The sequence below is a fragment of the Mycobacterium sp. NGS27 genome (genome assembly GCF_059813005.1).
The window spans coordinates 26,443-42,606 of sequence record NZ_JCALDT010000012.1; the positions used below are offsets into that span (position 1 = coordinate 26,443).

A 16,164-nucleotide genomic window follows, 5' to 3' on the forward strand; every position below is an offset into this window, starting at 1 on the left:
AAAGGAGTTGACACGGTGGGACTGCAGGAGTTGTGGTTCGGCATCATCGCAATGCTGTTCCTGGGATTCTTCATCCTCGAGGGCTTTGACTTCGGCGTCGGCATGTTGATGGAACCGTTCGCGCGCATCGGCATCGGCGAGCCCGAACCGCTGCGGCGCACGGCGCTCAACACCATCGGACCGGTGTGGGACGGCAACGAGGTCTGGCTGATCGTCGGCGGCGCGGCCATGTTCGCCGCCTTTCCCGGCTGGTACGCCACCGTGTTCTCCACGCTGTATCTGCCGCTGCTGGCGATCCTGTTCGGCATGATCGTGCGCGCGGTGGCGATCGAGTGGCGCGGCAAGATCGATGACACCAAATGGCGCGGCTGGGCCGATGCCGGCATCGCGGCCGGGTCCTGGTTGCCGGCCTTCTTGTGGGGCGTTGCCTTCGCCGTCCTGGTGCGTGGACTCCCGGTCGAGGCCAATGGCCACATTCACCTTTCGATCTCCGATGTGCTCAACGCCTACACGGTGCTGGGCGGCCTGGCCACGGCCGGATTGTTCTTGTTCTACGGAACGACGTTCGTCGCGTTGAAGACCTCCGGCGCAATCCGCGACGACGCGTACCGATTCGGCGTCTGGTTGTCCCTGCCCGTCACCGGATTGGTCGCGGCCTTCGGCCTTTGGACGCAGCTGGCCCATGGCAAGGACTGGAGCTGGGTGGTGCTGGCCGCGGCGGTGCTGGCGCAGCTGGCGGCGGTGCTGCTGGTGTGGCGGCGCGCCTCCGACGGGTGGGCGTTCACCTGCGTCGCACTGGTGGTCGCGGCCGTCGTGATCCTGCTCTTTGCGTCGCTGTATCCGAACCTGGTGCCCTCGACGCTGAACCAGCACTGGAGCCTGACCATCTACAACGCCTCCTCCACCCACTACACCCTCAAAGTCATGACGTGGGTGACGGCGTTCATGGCTCCGCTGACGGTGATCTACCAGGCATGGACGTATTGGGTATTCCGGCAACGGATCTCGGCCGACCGGATACCCGCGCCCATCGGCCTGGCAAGGCGCGCGTCCTGAGCGGTACGGACCGTACCAGCCGGGCGCCCCTGGACCCGCGACTGTGGCGGGCGTCGGCGGCGTTGCGCCGCTACCTGGTCGCCGTGGTGGGCTGCGGCGTTCTGATCTCGGGCTGCGCGATCGGCTCGGCGGTCGTCCTGGCGGGCATCGTCGCGCGCGCCGTCGGCGATTCCGGCGCCCGCGGTTTGCGCGCCTTCCTGGTCCCGCTGTCAATCCTGTTGGCGCTCTGGGTAGTCCGTGCCGTGACGCATTGGCTGCAGGCCCGGCTGGGGCAACGGGGGGCCAGCGCGGTCATCGCCGATCTGTCCGGCCAGGTGCTTGCCGCGGTGACCGCCAGGCAACCCAGCGAACTCGCGACGCAACGCGACTCGGCCGCCGTTGTGGTCACCCGCGGACTGGACGGCTTGCGCCCCTATTTCACCGGCTACTTGCCGACGTTGCTGCTCGCCGCGATCCTGACCCCGGCCACGGTCGCCGTGATCGCGGCGTACGACCTGAAATCGGCGGTGGTCGTGGCGATCACGCTGCCCCTGATACCGATCTTCATGGTGCTGATCGGACTCGCCACCGCTGACCGGTCGGCCGCGGCGCTGGCCGCGATGACGACGCTGCAGGCCCGGTTGCTGGACCTGATCGCCGGCATCCCCACCCTGCGCGCACTGGGGCGCGTCGTGGGGCCCGAGCGCCGTATCGCCGAACTGGCTGCGGCACATCGCCGTTCGGCCATGGCGACGCTGCGGATCGCATTCCTGTCGGCTTTGGTGCTGGAGCTGTTGGCCACGCTCGGGGTGGCGCTGATCGCGGTCGGGATAGGTCTTCGGCTGGTGTTCGGTGAGATGACCCTGACCACCGGGTTGACGGTCCTGCTACTGGCTCCCGACGTGTACTGGCCGCTGCGCCGCATCGGCGTGGAATTCCACGCCGCGCAGGACGGCAGGACCGCGGCCGCTGCGGCGTTCGCCCTCATCGGCGAGCCGACCGCGCCGAAGGCCGGGACTTTGACGGTCAGCGCGCGCGGCGCGCGGATTCACCTCGATCATCTGACCGTGGGCGGCCGCGACGGCCGGGCGCCGCGCGATCTGAACGCGGTCATCGAACCCGGCTCGGTGACGGTGCTGACCGGGCGCAACGGCGCCGGCAAGAGCACCACCCTGCAGGCGATCGCCGGCATCAGCGTGCCCTCGTCGGGCCGGGTCAGCGTGGACGGCGTCGACGTCGCCGACCTGGAGCCCACCGGATGGTGGCCGCAACTGTCCTGGCTTCCGCAACGTCCGGTGCTGGTGCCGGGCACCGTCGATGAGAACCTGATGCTGCTCGGGAACCTCGACGACGTCGAAAAGGCTTGTGCCGATTCCGGGTTCGACGCGGTGCTGGCCGAACTGCCAGATGCCGGCGGCACCGCGCTCGGGCGCGGCGGTGCCGGTTTGTCGCTGGGACAACGACAACGGCTGGGTCTGGCCCGGGCTCTCGGCTCGACGGCCGCCGTGCTGTTGCTCGACGAACCGACCGCCCACCTGGACGCCGCCACCGAGGAGCGCGTCTTGCGGGCCATCGTCGAGCGGGCGCGGGCCGGTGCGACCGTGATCGTCGTCGGCCACCGTGCGCCTGTCCTGGCCATCGGCGACCAGGTCGTCGAGGTGGTCGCCGAGCGCGGGGTGCGTTATGTCGCAACCTGATCCGCTGATCGACGGTTTGGCACTGCTGTGCCCGCGGCTAACCCGCGTACTGGCGGCGATCGCGCTCGGGGTGCTCTCGCTAAGCAGCGCACTGGCCTTGGCCGGCGTTTCGGCATGGCTGATCACGCGCGCCTGGCAGATGCCGCCCGTCCTGGACCTGTCGGTGGCGGCGGTCGCGGTTCGCATGTTCGCGATCTCGCGGGGCGTGCTGCACTATTGCGAGCGACTGGCCACCCATCACACGGCCCTGCGGACGGCCGGCACCGCACGCGTACAGATCTACCAACGGTTGGCGCGCGGACCGGTGGCGGCCTCCGTCCGGCTGCACAGCGGTGAACTGGTAGCCCGCGCGGGCGCTGACGTCGACGAGCTGGCCAACGTCCTGGTTCGCGCCGTGGTGCCGATCGGCGTCGCGGTCGTGCTGGCGCTGGCGGCAACCGCGGTCGTCGCGGCCATTTCGCCGGCGGCGGCCGTGGTGCTGGCCGTCTGCCTGCTGACCGCCGGCTTGGTCGCGCCCCGAATCGCCGGCCGTGCCGCCGCAGCCCAGGAAGACGTTGCGCGACAGCATCATTCCGAACGAGACACGTCGGCCATGCTCGCCCTTGAGCACGCGCCCGAGCTCCGGGTGGCCGGCCTGCTTCCCGATGTCATCGCCGAATCGCAACGCCGGCAACGCGCTTGGGGCGATGCGCTGGACGCCGCCGCGAAACCGGCGGCTGTCGCAGCGGCGATGCCGACCGCGGCGATCGGGGCGAGCGTGCTGGGCGCGGTGGTGTGCGCGATCGGGTTGGCGCACGCGGTCGCGCCCACCACGCTGGCCGTGCTGATGCTGCTGCCGCTGTCCGCTTTTGAGGCGATGACGCCGTTACCGGCCGCCGCGGCGCAATTGACGCGGTCGCGGATCGCCGCGCGCCGCCTGCTCGAACTGGCACCGCCCGGGTCCGAGATCGCGACGGCGAGCGTACCCGCACCGGTCGGTACCGGACGGTTGTCGGCCGACGTACGTTCCGGTCATGACGGCGCGGCACGCTCGACCCGCATCAAGGTGGATCTGCCGGCCGGCGCGCGGCTGGCCGTCACCGGCGCCAGCGGTTCGGGGAAGACGACCCTGCTGATGACGCTCGCCGGCCTGCTGCCACCGCTGGGCGGGCGGGTGAGGCTGGGCGACACCGACGTGAGCGAGTTCGACGAATCCGACTTACGCAGCGCGATCGGGTTTTTCGCCGAGGACGCCCATGTCTTCGCCACCACCATCCGCGACAACCTGCTGGTCGCGCGCGGAGACTGCGACGACGAAGAATTGACGGCAGCGCTGGACGCGGTCGGACTGCACTCGTGGATCGCCGGTCTTCCCGACGGCTTGGCCACGGTGCTCACCGCTGGGGCGCAGGCTCTTTCGGCCGGCCAGCGCAGGAGGCTGTTGCTCGCGCGGGCGGTGATCTCTCCCGCGGGGATCGTGCTGCTCGACGAACCCACCGAACATCTCGATGTCACCGACTCGGAACGGATTCTGCGAGATCTGTTGACCCCGAACTCACGGTTGTTTTCCCCGCAACGGACGGTGGTGGTCGCGACTCACCACCTGCCCACGGGGCTGGGCTGTCAGCAACTCACTGTGACACAGGCGCAGACACACTCAGAGGTGTCGCCGGCGCGGCATGAACTCCAGCGACAACAGCACGAACAGTAGCGGGACGATCTGCGCCATGGAGATCAGCGCGTAGCGACGGGCGTCGAGGGCATGCCACTTGCGTAGATACCGATACAACGACTCGAGGGCGATCAACGGGTCGAGCACGTGGATCAACCGATAGAAGACGCGCTGGGTCCGGCCGCGGTTCTTGTCATCGAAGATCTCGGGAAACGCGGCGAACGCAAGCGATACCCGCTGTGCCCCAGTCTCTTTGCCCGCCATGATCATGTCGACACTGAGCCGCTCGTCAAGCCCGTTGGGGGCGCTGCGCCGGCGCCACGGCACGTCGAGGGTGATGTCGCTGCCGGCGCCGGCCGTGGCGTATCGGTGAAACGCCTGCACGGTGCCCGCTTTGTCCCTGGCGATGATCAGCTGGATTCCGGGGAACCGGCCTTCCAGTACGCCGTCGAGGTTCATGTGGAATCCGCGGTCGGCGTGGGCCCCCTTGGACGACTCCCGGACCACCTCCGTGAGCTCGGCCAGCGACTTCTCGTCGAGCTCCTGCTCCGCCACGATTTCGGTTGTCACACCGCAGTTGTGGGTCCGCTTCACCGCTTGACGCAGGTTGCGGAATTTGCGGCCCACCATGTCGAAACCGGTAACATCAACGACTACATCACGGCCGATCGGTATGGGCCGCAACGGTTGTCCTAGCACTGACGAATCGGTCCACAGGCTCAGCCGCCGCTCACTGCACCCCACTACGGCGATGCGCCATCCGTGCGCGTGGCAGGTGGCGGCGAAATCGGCGACCAGTTCCGGAAAGCGCGCCTCGTCGCCCACCGGGTCGCCCCCCACCACGGCGATCCCCATCCGCGTGCGGTACGCGAGCGCCGCGGTGCCGTCGGCGGTGAAGTGGTAGCTCTTGCCGGTCTGCATCGTGAACGGGGCGAGCGCGTCGCCGCAGGTCGCGTTGATCAGCTTCCACAGCCGGGGCAGATCATCGGGACGTGGGTGGGAGGCCGTCGGCCACATCAACACCAGACCGGAGCTGGCGATCACCACGTCGCCGAACAGATCGAAGGACAGCACATGCAAGCCCAGCCCGGCCAGCACGAATAAGGCGGCGACGACGGCATGCATCGTCGTCACTGGCCGGCCCAGGAAGATACCGCGAGCCATCCACGCCACCGCCACCAGAACGGTCAGTGACCAGGCCAACCGGTCGGTGTAGTCCCAACTCGGATGGGTGTGGTGCCGGGCGAGTATCCCGATGAACCAGCATGCGGCGCACAACAGCGCCAGAGCGCCGATCAGCCGGGCCCCGAGTGAATCGACGGAGACGACAACGCGTTCGCGCGCGCGGGTTCTCGCCGCCGTGACGTCGACCACTGGCCCGTTCACCATCACCTCCCGATGCAATGACACGGCGGCTTGTGGCCGCCCTTTGCACCGAATACCCGACTACGTCAACGCTACGCCCGACGACGACCGTTTCGCGGCCGAATTCGAACGAGAGGTTATGCACCTATTCGATAACGTTTTATCGGCCGGATGGAGGGAAGTATTTGAGCACTCCTTCTTGCATCACCGTGGCCAGCGGTTGCCCGGAGCGTGCGAAGAAGTGCCCGGTGCCCAGCCCGCGCGAGTCGGCCGCCACCGGCGACGATGTGGAGTACAGCACCCAGTCGTTGAAGTTGACCTGCCGGTGAAACCAAATGGAATGATTGGCCGACGCGGCGAATATGCGGTCGAATCCCCACGAAAGACCGTGCGTGGTGATAACCGAGTCCAACACGGTGGTATCCGACGAATACACCATTGTTGCCGTGTGCAATACGGGGTCGTCGGGAAGGTCGCCCAGGGCCTTGACCCAGACCCGATTGTGCGGCAGCCGGTCGCCCTTGGTGCGCATCACCCATGCCGGGTCGTTGGTGTAGCGCCATTCGATCGGCTGCAGTGCGTTGACGAAGTGCGGAACCGTCTGCTCGTAGCCGCGCAGCAGTTCGCCGATCGTGGGCTGCGTGTGCGGCTCGGCAACCTGCGGCGGCTCGATGCCGTGCTCCAGGCCGCGGCCGCCTGACATATAGGAGATCAGCGCCGACGACAGCAACGTGCCGTCTTGCATCGCATCGACGCGCCGATTGGCGAAGCGGCGCTCGTCGCGCAGGCGGGTGACGTGGAATTCGATGTCCTTGGCGGTGTCTCCCCCGTTGATGAAGTGCACCGACAGCGCGCTCGGCGGCAGGTCGGCGCGAAGCAGGCTGCGGGTGCTCGCGACGAATGACTGCGACATCAGCTGGCCACCGAAGGTCCGCATCGGGTTCTTGCTCGGATGCGAGCCGATGAACAAGTTGTCGTCGACGCGATGGAGGTCGAGAGTCGCCAGCAGCTCCGCGAAATCCGAATGGGCCTGTGTGGCGGCTTCTCCTGGCCTTTCAGACTCACAGCCGGCCGCCACACGCTCTCCTCTAGCTAGACGTCGTCCTCCCCGATCCTGTGCACATGGATGAGGTTGGTTGACCCTACTGTGCCAGGTGGCGCGCCGGCGACGATGACCACCAGGTCGCCGCGCTTGTAGCGACCGAGCTCCAGCAGCGACTTGTCGACCTGGCGGATCATGCCGTCGGTGGAAGTCATCATCGGGACGATGAACGTTTCGGTTCCCCACGTCATGGCGAGCTGGCTGCGCACCTCGGGCCACGCGGTGAAGGCGAGCAGCGGCAGGGGGGTGTGCAGGCGCGCGAGGCGCTTGACCGTGTCGCCGGACTGGGTGAACGCGACCAGCGCCTTGGCGTCGAGCCGCTCGCCGATGTCGCGGGCCGCATACGAGATCACCCCGCGTTTGGTACGCGGCACGTGTGTCAGCGGTGGCGCGGCCGTGGAGTTGTCCTCGACCGCGCAGATGATGCGTGCCATCGTCCGAACGGCCGCCAGCGGGTACTTTCCCACCGAGGTTTCCCCGGACAGCATCACCGCGTCGGCGCCGTCGAGGACGGCGTTGGCGACGTCCGAGGCCTCGGCCCGGGTCGGCCGAGAACTCTCGATCATCGAATCGAGCATCTGGGTCGCCACGATCACCGGTTTGGCGTTCTCCCGGGCCATCTGGATGGCCCGCTTCTGCACCAGCGGAACCTCTTCCAGGGGCAGCTCGACGCCAAGGTCGCCGCGGGCCACCATGATCGCGTCGAAGGCCAGCACGATGGCTTCCAGATTGTCGACGGCCTCCGGTTTCTCCAGTTTGGCGATCACCGGCACCCGACGGCCGACACGGTCCATCACCTCGTGCACCAACTCGACGTCGGACGGCGAACGGACGAAGGAGAGCGCGACCAGGTCGACGCCGAGTTCCAGGGCGAAGGTGAGGTCGTCGACGTCCTTCTCCGACAAGGCCGGTGCCGACACGTTCATGCCGGGCAGCGAGATGCCCTTGTTGTTGCTGACCGGGCCGCCCTCCACGACCGTGCAGACCACGTCGTCGCCCTCGATGCCATCGATGACAAGGCCGACCTTGCCGTCGTCGACCAGAATCCGATCACCGACGGCGGCGTCCTCGGCCAGCTTCTTGTAGGTGGTCGACACCCGGTCGTGGTCGCCTGCGCAGTCCGCGACGGTGATGCGCACCGTTTCGCCGTCGGCCCAGTACGTGGGTCCGGTGGCGAAACGTCCCAGCCTGATCTTGGGGCCCTGCAGGTCGGCGAGCACGCCGACGGCTCGGCCCGTGGCGTCGGAAGCGGACCGGACGCGCTCGTAGGCGGCTTTGTGGTCGGAGTAGTCGCCGTGGCTGAAGTTCAACCGAGCGACATCCATGCCGGCCCCAACCAGGGCCAGGATCGACTCATCCGAACTGGTCGCGGGGCCAAGGGTGCAGACGATCTTTCCGCGTCTACTCACGCCGACCCAGCATAGTCGCGTGCAACCCCCGCGGCCCGCACATAATCGCTCGCGCGCGGTGTGCTCTTACCCACCAAGAACGGTGGGAAACAACGGGAAGGCCGGCAGGTTACGCAGCACCGTCCAGGCGATCGTCGCGACCACGACCACCAGCAACGCCGCCGTGGGCGGCAGCCCCTTGCCGCGCGCGCGGCGCACCAGCAGCCAGGCGGCCAGCAGCGGGATTCCCACCAGCGCGAAGACGTTGTCGTGGATGGCGGCCATCAGGTCGCCGTGCATCAGGTCATGCGTCATCCGCAGGCCACCGCAAAACGGGCAATTCCAGCCGGTGAGCAGCTTGAACGGACACGCCGGGTAGACCGAACTCGGGCTGTGCGGGTCGACCAGCGCGACGTAGCCGAGCGCGCCACCCAGCACCACGCCGGTACCGGCCCTGATGAGCAGGCGGTGACCCCGCCCGCCGCGTGGACGGGGTTGTCCCGGAGCATGCGCGGGAGTGTGAGGCTGCATCACCTAGCCCGCTGACCTCGCGTTGGTCACGCCTCTCAGGATGCCAGATCCGTCGCGCCCGGCCGCGGGAATCGGGACACGGGCGGCCGTTAGCGGCCCGACAACCGGTTCCGCAGCCGCGAGCCCCATCGCCGACGGGGTTCCGGTTGGGCAGGCGTCGTTTCGGCGGGCTCCTGGACGGCGGGCTTTCCGTCCGATTCCTCGTCGACGGGCTCGTCTTCGGTTGCGGCTTCCGGTTCTTCGGTTTCCGGTTCTTCGGTTTCGGCTTCCGGTTCTTCGGCTTGCGGTTCTTCCGCTTCCGGTTCTTCGGCTTCGGCTTCAGGCTTTTCCGCTTCAGGCTCTTCCGATTCCGGTTCCTCCGCTTCGGCGTCGGGCTCTTCCGCTTCTGCCTCTTCCGGTTCCCCGTCGACCAATTGAGCCTCGGCTGTCGGCTCGTCCGATTCGGAGGCCTCGGCCAACGCCTCGGTTTCGGGCTCGACTTCCGGCACTTCGGCTTCCGATTCGACCTCGGGCTCGTCTGCCCCGGCTTCGCCCGAGTCGACGGCGGCTTCCGTCGAGTCCGCGACCGGTTCTTCGGCTTCCGCGGCGGCGGCGGGGGTGTCGTCAGCCTCCGCCGCCTCGGCCGAGCCCGGCGACGCGTCGGCTGTGGCCGCGGCGCCCGCCGCAGTCGTCGCGACCGCCACCGTTGCGGGCTCATACTCCGACTCGACGCCGGCCGCTTCCTCTTCGAGGTACTCGTTGCCGCGCAGTGTGGCGGGGTCTTCGCGGCCCTTTGGCGCCGCCATCAGACACACCACGGCCCCGATGAACACGAAAGTCGATGTGAACGAGTTGATCCGGATGCCGGCGATGTGGGTTGCGGTGTCATCGCGCAGCAACTCGACACAGAATCGCCCCACGCAATAGCCCGCCACATACAGCGCGAACAGTCGGCCGTGGCCCAGATTGAAGCGCCGGTCGGCGTAGATCAACGCGACGAAAACCAGGACATTCCAGATCAATTCGTAGAGGAACGTCGGCTGCACCACGAAGGCAATCTGGCCCGTCGAGATGCCATCCAGCGAATGGGGGTCGATGTATCCCGAGGGGTCTCGGCGGTAGAAGACCTCCAGGCCCCACGGCAGCGTGGTTTCGCGGCCATAGAGCTCCTGGTTGAAGTAATTGCCGAGCCGACCGATGGCCTGCGCCAGGATGATTCCCGGGGCCAGCGCGTCGGCGAAGGCAGGAAGCGGGATCCCGCGCCGGCGGCAGCCGATCCAGGCGCCGACGCCGCCGAGCGCCACCGCGCCCCAAATGCCCAGTCCGCCGTCCCAGATCCGCACGGCCGCGCCGACTCCCGCGCCGCCCGGGCCCCAATAGGTGCGCCAGTCGGTGGCCAGGTGGTAGAGCCGACCACCGATCAGCCCGAACGGCACCGCCCACAGTGCGATGTCGTAGATGACGCCGCGCTCGCCGCCGCGGTCCGCCCAGCGCCGGTCACCGATCAGCAATGCGACCACGATGCCGGCAATGATGAACAGCGCATAGGCCCGGATGGGCAGCGGCCCGAGGTGCCATACGCCCTGCGACGGGCTCGGAAAATAGGCCAGTAGCTTCGTCATGAGGCGGCCGCCCTCTGACGAACACCGGCGGCGAGTTCTTCAGTCAGCGCACGCAATGCAGTCAACCCTCCGTCTCCCAGCGCAGACACCAGCGCCGACCCGACAATGACACCGTCTGCGTAGCTGCCGATCTGGGCGGCCTGCTCCCGCGATCGCACCCCCAGTCCGACACCCACTGGTATGTCGGATATCTCCCTTACCCTGCTCACCAATTCGGGTGCCGCGTTGGACACGACGTCACGCGCCCCCGTCACGCCCATCGTCGAAGCCGCGTAGACGAAGCCACGCGACGCCTCCACCGTCATCGCCAACCGCTGCGGCGTCGAGGACGGCGCGACGAGAAAGATGCGGTTCAACCCATAATCGTCAGAGGCCGCCAACCACTGCCCGGCTTCGTCGGGGATGAGATCGGGGGTGATCAAGCCGTACCCGCCGGCCGATGCCAGGTCCCGCGCGAATGCGTCAACCCCATAGCGCACCACCGGGTTCCAATACGTCATCACCACGGCGTGGCCGCCCGCCGCGCTGATCGCCTCGACCGCGGCAAGCGTGTCACGAACGCGCACACCACCGCGCAGCGCGATCTCGGTGGCCTTGGCGATGGTCGGGCCGTCCATGCCGGGATCCGAATAGGGGACGCCGACTTCGATGATGTCGCAACCCGATTCGACCAGGGTGGTCATCCCGTTCACCGACGTCGACACGTCGGGGTAGCCGGTGGGCAGATAGCCGATAAGCGCCGCGCGGTTGTCTTTGCGGCAGCCATCGAAAACCGACTCGAGCTTGTCCGCCTCGCTGTGTTTGACCGTCATCGATCGCTGGATCCCAACAGCCCGAACCACTTCGCCGCGGTCTCGACGTCCTTGTCGCCGCGGCCGGACAGGTTCACCACGATGATCGAGCCCCGCCCCAACTCGGGGCCCAATTTCAGGGCACCGGCTACCGCATGCGCCGATTCGATCGCCGGGATGATCCCTTCGGTGCGGCACAACACGCGGAACGCGTCCATCGCCTCCGAGTCGGTGATCGGACGGTATTCGGCGCGCCCCGTCTCGCGCAGATACGCGTGCTCTGGACCCACTCCCGGGTAATCGAGACCGGCTGAGATGGAATGGGATTCGATGGTCTGCCCATCCTCGTCCTGCAGCAAATACGAGAACGATCCCTGAAACGCCCCGGGTGAGCCGCCGCTGAAAGTCGCAGCGTGCCTTCCGGTTTCGACCCCATCACCGGCGGCTTCGAATCCGATCAACCGCACGTTGGGGTCGTCGATGAACGGGTGGAAGATGCCGATGGCGTTGGAGCCGCCGCCGATACAGGCCACGACGGCGTCGGGCAACCGGCCCGCCTGGGCCTGGATCTGGGCGCGCGCCTCGAGGCCGATGATGCGTTGGAAGTCGCGCACCATGGCGGGAAAGGGATGCGGGCCGGCAGCGGTGCCGAAACAATAGAACGTGGTGTCGGCATTGGTAACCCAATCCCGAAACGCCTCATTGATCGCGTCCTTGAGCGTCTTCGAACCGCTTTCGACCGAGACGACCGTGGCCCCCAGCAGGCGCATGCGCGCCACGTTGAGCGCCTGACGCTCGGTATCGACGGCGCCCATGTAGATCACGCATTCGAGACCGAGTAAGGCGCACGCGGTGGCGGTCGCGACGCCGTGCTGGCCGGCCCCGGTCTCGGCGATCACCCGTTTCTTACCCATCCGCTGAGCCAGCAACGCCTGGCCGAGCACGTTGTTGATCTTATGAGAACCGGTGTGGTTCAAGTCTTCTCGCTTGAGGAAGATGCGCGCGCCGGCCTGTTCGGACAACCGGGGCGCCTCATACAGCGGTGACGGTCGGCCCGCATAGTTCGCCTGCAGGTAATCGAGGGTGTCCAGGAAATCCTGGTTGACACGTTCCTTCTCGTAGGCGGCGGTGACCTCTTCGATCACGGCCATCAACGCCTCGGCGACGTAGCGGCCGCCGTACACGCCGAAATGCCCGCCCGCATCGGGTTCGTGACGGGTGGGTTCTGCGATGGCTGCGCTCGGGAGCGGAAGGTCCGGGCGGGACAGGTCCACCATCACCAAGGCTCTACGCGGGGATGGCTCATGGGTTCAACGTATCAGCGCAGGGGCTTCTGGAGTGACGTAGTGACTAGCGAGCCGGTTTCGGACAGGACGGGTGGGTGCCAGCGGTAACCAGGTCGGCGACCGCGGCGCGCGGATCGCCGCTTTTGACCAGGCCTTCGCCGACCAACACCGCGTCGGCACCTGCACCGGCATACGCCAGCAGGTCTCCGGTACCGCGCACGCCGGATTCGGCGATCCTGATCACGTTGCTGGGCAGCCCGGGAGCGATGCGCGCGAAGCAATCCCGGTCCACCTCCAGGGTCGCCAGATCGCGGGCGTTGACGCCGATTACGTTGGCCCCGGCCTTGAGTGCCCGGTCGGCTTCCTCTTCGGTGTGCACCTCGACGAGCGCCGTCATGCCCAGCGATTCGGTCCGATCGAGCATCGACACCAACGCCGACTGTTCCAGCGCGGCGACGATGAGCAGCAGCATGTCGGCGCCGTGCGCACGCGCTTCGTGGATCTGATAGGGCTGCACGACAAAGTCTTTGCGCAGAATCGGAATCGAGACCGCCGCGCGAACCGCGTCGAGATCGTCGAGCGAGCCGTGGAAACGGCGCTCTTCGGTCAACACGCTGATGATGCGGGCGCCACCGTCTTCGTAGGCACGGGCCAGCTTGGCGGGATCGGCAATGGTCGCCAGGGAACCCGCCGACGGGCTCGCGCGCTTGACTTCGGCGATGACGCCGATACCGGGCTCGCGCAACGCCGCCATCACATCGCGGGGCGGGGGTGCGGCCGCTGCGGCGGCTTTGATCTCCGACAGGCTGATGAGCGCTTCGCGGGCGGCAACGTCGGCCCGGACTCCCTCGAGGATGGAGTCAAGCACGGTTGCCGGACTCATGCCTGTCGTTTCCCTTCGCCCTGTCGTCCGCTGTCATCCCACGGCCACTTCGTGTCCCCAGCCGATTGCGACGACGTCAATGAAGGGTAGCGGCCCGCGGCTTGCAGCCCGTCACCGACCCTCGGTGTCAGACTCACCTGCCTGATCGGTTGGGTCGCGTCCCTCGTCAAGCGCGTCCCAGATCATCCGCTCCGACATTCCCGGCGTCTCCGGCTCCTCCAGCATCGCCCCGCCGGGCTGTCCGCGCCGCACATTCGACCGGCGCGTCGCCGGTGCCGCGTACTTTATTGCACTCGACCGTGCCGACCCCGAGTCCGACGCCGACCGCATGAGTAGGACGGCGGCTACCAGCGTGCACGCCGCAGCGATGACGGTGACGCCCGCACCCCAGTACCGCCGCTCGCTTCCGACCAGCGACATCACCGAGACGTGCGCCAGCTCAGCGCCGCGGACCGCCACGTCCGGCAGTGCCCACAGGCTGACCCCGAGGTAGCCGACCGCCAGACTGACCAGCGCCAGCAGGCCCGCGAGCGCGCGCAAGAGCCGGCCCCGCACGGCGATGGCGGCGACGGCCGCGGCCAGCAGCAGCAACGCCAGCGGAAGCAGCGCCGTCGACCACGCCGCGCCGGCCAATGTCACCTGCTTGGGCGGTCCCAGCCCGTCGAACGACCGGATGACGACCCACGGCAGGCGCGAGGCCACCCACAACGTCCCGGCGGCAACCACTAGCACTGCCTGGGCAATTCGGATCAGCCACCGGCTCCTCGGCCGTCCGGTGTCAGCCATCGCCCACGGGTTCGGTCAACGTCTCGGCGGCGGCGATCGCGCTGAGCACCGCGCGGGCCTTGTTGGTTGCCTCGGTGTATTCGTAGGGGCCGTTGGAGTCCGCCACCACCCCGCCGCCGGACTGCACGTAGGCGGTGCCGTCGCGCATCAGGGCGGTGCGAATGGCGATCGCGAAGTCGGCGTTGCCGGCGAAGTCCAGGTAGCCGACCACGCCGCCGTACAGGCCGCGGCGGGTCTTCTCCACCTCTTCGATGAGTTCCATGGCCCGTACCTTCGGCGCGCCCGAGAGCGTGCCGGCGGGAAAGCAGGCGGTCACCGCGTCCAACGCGGTACGGCCCTCGTCGAGCGTGCCCGTCACCGTCGACACCAGGTGCATGACGTGGCTATAGCGTTCGATATGGCTGTAGTCCTCGACGCGCACGGTGCCCGGTGCGCAGACCCGGCCTAAGTCGTTGCGGCCCAGGTCGACCAGCATCAGGTGCTCGGCGCGTTCCTTCTCGTCGGCCAACAGTTCCTTTTCCAGCAGCTGGTCCTCTTCCTCGGTGCCCCCGCGCCACCGCGTTCCGGCGATCGGATGGGTGGTCGCGGTGCCGTCGGCGACTGTCACCAGCGCCTCGGGGCTGGAGCCGACGATCGAAAAGTCAGTTCCGCCAACGTCATTCGGGATGTGCAGCAAATACATGTAGGGGCTCGGGTTGGTGACCCGCAACATCCGGTACACGTCGATCGGATTGACATGGGTGTCCATTTCGAACCGTTGCGAGGGCACCACCTGGAAGGCCTCGCCCGCGGCGATCTGCTCGACGAGGTAGTCGACGATCTTTCCGTACTCCTCGACGCTGCGCTGCGCGCGATAGCGCGGCTCGGGTCGCTCGAACGTGCCGACGGTCGACGGCAGCGGCTGGCCCAGCGCCGCGGTCATCACGTCCAAGCGGGCGATCGCGTCGTCGTAGGCCTCGTCGACCCGCTCGTCGGTCCCGTTCCAGTTCACGGCGTTGGCGATCAGCGTGATGGTGCCCTCGTGGTGATCGACCGCCGCCACATCGGTGGCCAGCAGCAACAACATGTCGGGGAGCTGCAGGTCGTCGACCGCCAGTTCGGGCAGTCGTTCCAGGCGCCGGACCATGTCGTAGGCGAAGAACCCCACCATGCCGCCCGACAGCGGCGGCAGCCCCGGGAGCGGGCCGGTGGCCAGCAGCTCGCACGTGGCCCGCAAGGCCTGCAGCGGGTCGCCCCCGGTCGGCGCGTCCTGCGGCACCACGCCCAGCCAGACGGCTTCACCGTCACGTACGGTCAGCGCCGACGGCGCTCCCGCGCCGATGAACGACCAGCGTGACCAGGAACGGCCGTGCTCGGCGGATTCCAGCAGAAAAGTGCCCGGGCGGTCGGCGGCGAGTTTGCGGTAGGCCGACAAGGGCGTCTCGCTGTCGGCGAGCACCTTGCGGGTCACCGGAACCACGCGGTGCTCGGCCGCCAGCTGGCGGAAATCCTCTCGTGAGGTCGTCGCGGCGAGGTGGGCGTGCACCGAACCATCCTCCCAGACGCGTGGAAGCCCGAGCGGAGAGCTTGGCGGCGTAGCGTGTCCGCCATGAAACCTGGTGACACCGTCGCGGACTTCGAACTACCGGATCAGACCGGGACGCCGCGCACGCTCAGCGAACTGCTTTCCGGGGGGCCCGTGGTGTTGTTCTTCTACCCGGCGGCGATGACGCCCGGTTGCACCAAGGAAGCGTGCCACTTCCGCGACCTGGCCGCCGAGTTCGCCGCGGTCGGGGCCAACCGGGTGGGGATCAGCGCCGACGCCGTGCAGAAGCAGGCCAAGTTCGCGGACATGCAGAAGTTCGACTACCCGCTGCTTTCGGACAGCGACGGCAGCGTCGCGACCCAATTCGGCGTCAAACGCGGCCTGCTCGGCAAGCTGATGCCGGTCAAACGCACGACGTTCGTCATCGACACCGACCGCACGGTGCTCGAGGTGATCTCCAGCGAGTTCAATATGGACACCCACGCCGACAAGGCACTGGCGACGTTGCGGGCCCGCGCGTAAG

At 67.7% G+C, this 16,164-nt stretch carries 14 protein-coding genes; 4 read left to right on the forward strand and 10 right to left on the reverse strand.

Features of this window, described 5'->3' with window-relative positions:
- Positions 1-15 precede the first annotated feature (15 nt).
- From cydB to cydC, 3 genes are all read left to right on the forward strand, one after another.
- Complete coding sequence (gene cydB / locus AC5Y30_RS24145; protein WP_499921614.1) at positions 16-1,056, forward strand: cytochrome d ubiquinol oxidase subunit II; 1,041 nt, start codon at positions 16-18, stop codon at positions 1,054-1,056.
- 62 nt (positions 1,057-1,118) lie between these two features.
- Positions 1,119-2,732 (forward strand): thiol reductant ABC exporter subunit CydD, encoded by a 1,614-nt coding sequence (gene cydD, locus AC5Y30_RS24150; protein WP_499921738.1) that lies wholly within the window; start codon positions 1,119-1,121, stop codon positions 2,730-2,732.
- Complete coding sequence (gene cydC, locus AC5Y30_RS24155; RefSeq protein ID WP_499921615.1) at positions 2,719-4,422, forward strand: thiol reductant ABC exporter subunit CydC; 1,704 nt, start codon at positions 2,719-2,721, stop codon at positions 4,420-4,422. Before cydD ends, cydC begins: the two co-directional genes overlap by 14 nt.
- Here cydC and AC5Y30_RS24160 read toward each other — a convergent pair.
- The 10 genes from AC5Y30_RS24160 to AC5Y30_RS24205 all read right to left on the reverse strand — a co-directional run bounded on the left by AC5Y30_RS24160 (position 4,369) and on the right by AC5Y30_RS24205 (position 15,641).
- On the reverse strand, positions 4,369-5,769 hold the full coding sequence (locus AC5Y30_RS24160) for a bifunctional lysylphosphatidylglycerol flippase/synthetase MprF (protein WP_499921616.1): 1,401 nt from the start codon (positions 5,767-5,769) through the stop codon (positions 4,369-4,371). The two genes, cydC and AC5Y30_RS24160, sit on opposite strands and share 54 nt — an antisense overlap.
- A 139-nt stretch (positions 5,770-5,908) precedes the next feature.
- Entirely contained in the window at positions 5,909-6,826 is a 918-nt protein-coding gene (locus AC5Y30_RS24165) for an acyl-CoA thioesterase II (RefSeq protein WP_499921617.1), read from the reverse strand.
- A gap of 14 nt (positions 6,827-6,840) precedes the next feature.
- Positions 6,841-8,259, reverse strand: a complete 1,419-nt coding sequence (gene pyk / locus AC5Y30_RS24170; protein WP_499921618.1) for a pyruvate kinase — start codon at positions 8,257-8,259, stop codon at positions 6,841-6,843.
- Positions 8,260-8,325: 66 nt separating this feature from the next.
- Positions 8,326-8,679 carry a DUF2752 domain-containing protein gene (locus tag AC5Y30_RS24175; protein ID WP_499921740.1) on the reverse strand — a complete coding sequence of 118 codons (354 nt, stop codon included), beginning with the start codon at positions 8,677-8,679 and terminating at the stop codon, positions 8,326-8,328.
- 179 nt (positions 8,680-8,858) lie between these two features.
- Entirely contained in the window at positions 8,859-10,370 is a 1,512-nt protein-coding gene (locus tag AC5Y30_RS24180) for a prolipoprotein diacylglyceryl transferase (RefSeq protein ID WP_499921619.1), read from the reverse strand.
- Positions 10,367-11,182 (reverse strand): tryptophan synthase subunit alpha, encoded by an 816-nt coding sequence (gene trpA / locus AC5Y30_RS24185; protein WP_499921620.1) that lies wholly within the window; start codon positions 11,180-11,182, stop codon positions 10,367-10,369. Before trpA ends, AC5Y30_RS24180 begins: the two co-directional genes overlap by 4 nt.
- On the reverse strand, positions 11,179-12,441 hold the full coding sequence (gene trpB, locus AC5Y30_RS24190) for a tryptophan synthase subunit beta (RefSeq protein ID WP_499921742.1): 1,263 nt from the start codon (positions 12,439-12,441) through the stop codon (positions 11,179-11,181). The genes trpA and trpB overlap by 4 nt, the downstream gene beginning before the upstream one ends.
- A 70-nt stretch (positions 12,442-12,511) precedes the next feature.
- A complete protein-coding gene (gene trpC / locus AC5Y30_RS24195) occupies positions 12,512-13,330 on the reverse strand; it encodes an indole-3-glycerol phosphate synthase TrpC (protein WP_007776189.1) in 819 nt (272 codons plus the stop codon).
- 111 nt (positions 13,331-13,441) lie between these two features.
- Positions 13,442-14,116, reverse strand: coding sequence for a TIGR02234 family membrane protein (locus AC5Y30_RS24200; protein WP_499921621.1), 675 nt, complete (start codon positions 14,114-14,116; stop codon positions 13,442-13,444).
- Positions 14,109-15,641 carry an anthranilate synthase component I gene (locus tag AC5Y30_RS24205; protein ID WP_499921622.1) on the reverse strand — a complete coding sequence of 511 codons (1,533 nt, stop codon included), beginning with the start codon at positions 15,639-15,641 and terminating at the stop codon, positions 14,109-14,111. Before AC5Y30_RS24205 ends, AC5Y30_RS24200 begins: the two co-directional genes overlap by 8 nt.
- Positions 15,642-15,704: 63 nt before the next feature.
- Between AC5Y30_RS24205 and AC5Y30_RS24210 the strand changes: the two genes are divergently transcribed.
- A complete protein-coding gene (locus AC5Y30_RS24210; RefSeq protein ID WP_499921623.1) occupies positions 15,705-16,163 on the forward strand; it encodes a peroxiredoxin in 459 nt (152 codons plus the stop codon).
- Position 16,164: the final 1 nt, after the last annotated feature.

What these genes read in the sequence shown, in the direction of transcription:
- cydC (WP_499921615.1), top strand. Translation starts at nt 2,719, where the DNA reads ATGTCGCAACCTGATCCGCTGATCGACGGTTTGGCACTGCTGTGCCCG.
- AC5Y30_RS24180 (WP_499921619.1), bottom strand. Translation starts at nt 10,370, where the DNA reads ATGACGAAGCTACTGGCCTATTTTCCGAGCCCGTCGCAGGGCGTATGG.
- trpA (WP_499921620.1), bottom strand. Translation starts at nt 11,182, where the DNA reads ATGACGGTCAAACACAGCGAGGCGGACAAGCTCGAGTCGGTTTTCGAT.
- trpC (WP_007776189.1), bottom strand. Translation starts at nt 13,330, where the DNA reads ATGAGTCCGGCAACCGTGCTTGACTCCATCCTCGAGGGAGTCCGGGCC.
- AC5Y30_RS24200 (WP_499921621.1), bottom strand. Translation starts at nt 14,116, where the DNA reads ATGGCTGACACCGGACGGCCGAGGAGCCGGTGGCTGATCCGAATTGCC.
- AC5Y30_RS24210 (WP_499921623.1), top strand. Translation starts at nt 15,705, where the DNA reads ATGAAACCTGGTGACACCGTCGCGGACTTCGAACTACCGGATCAGACC.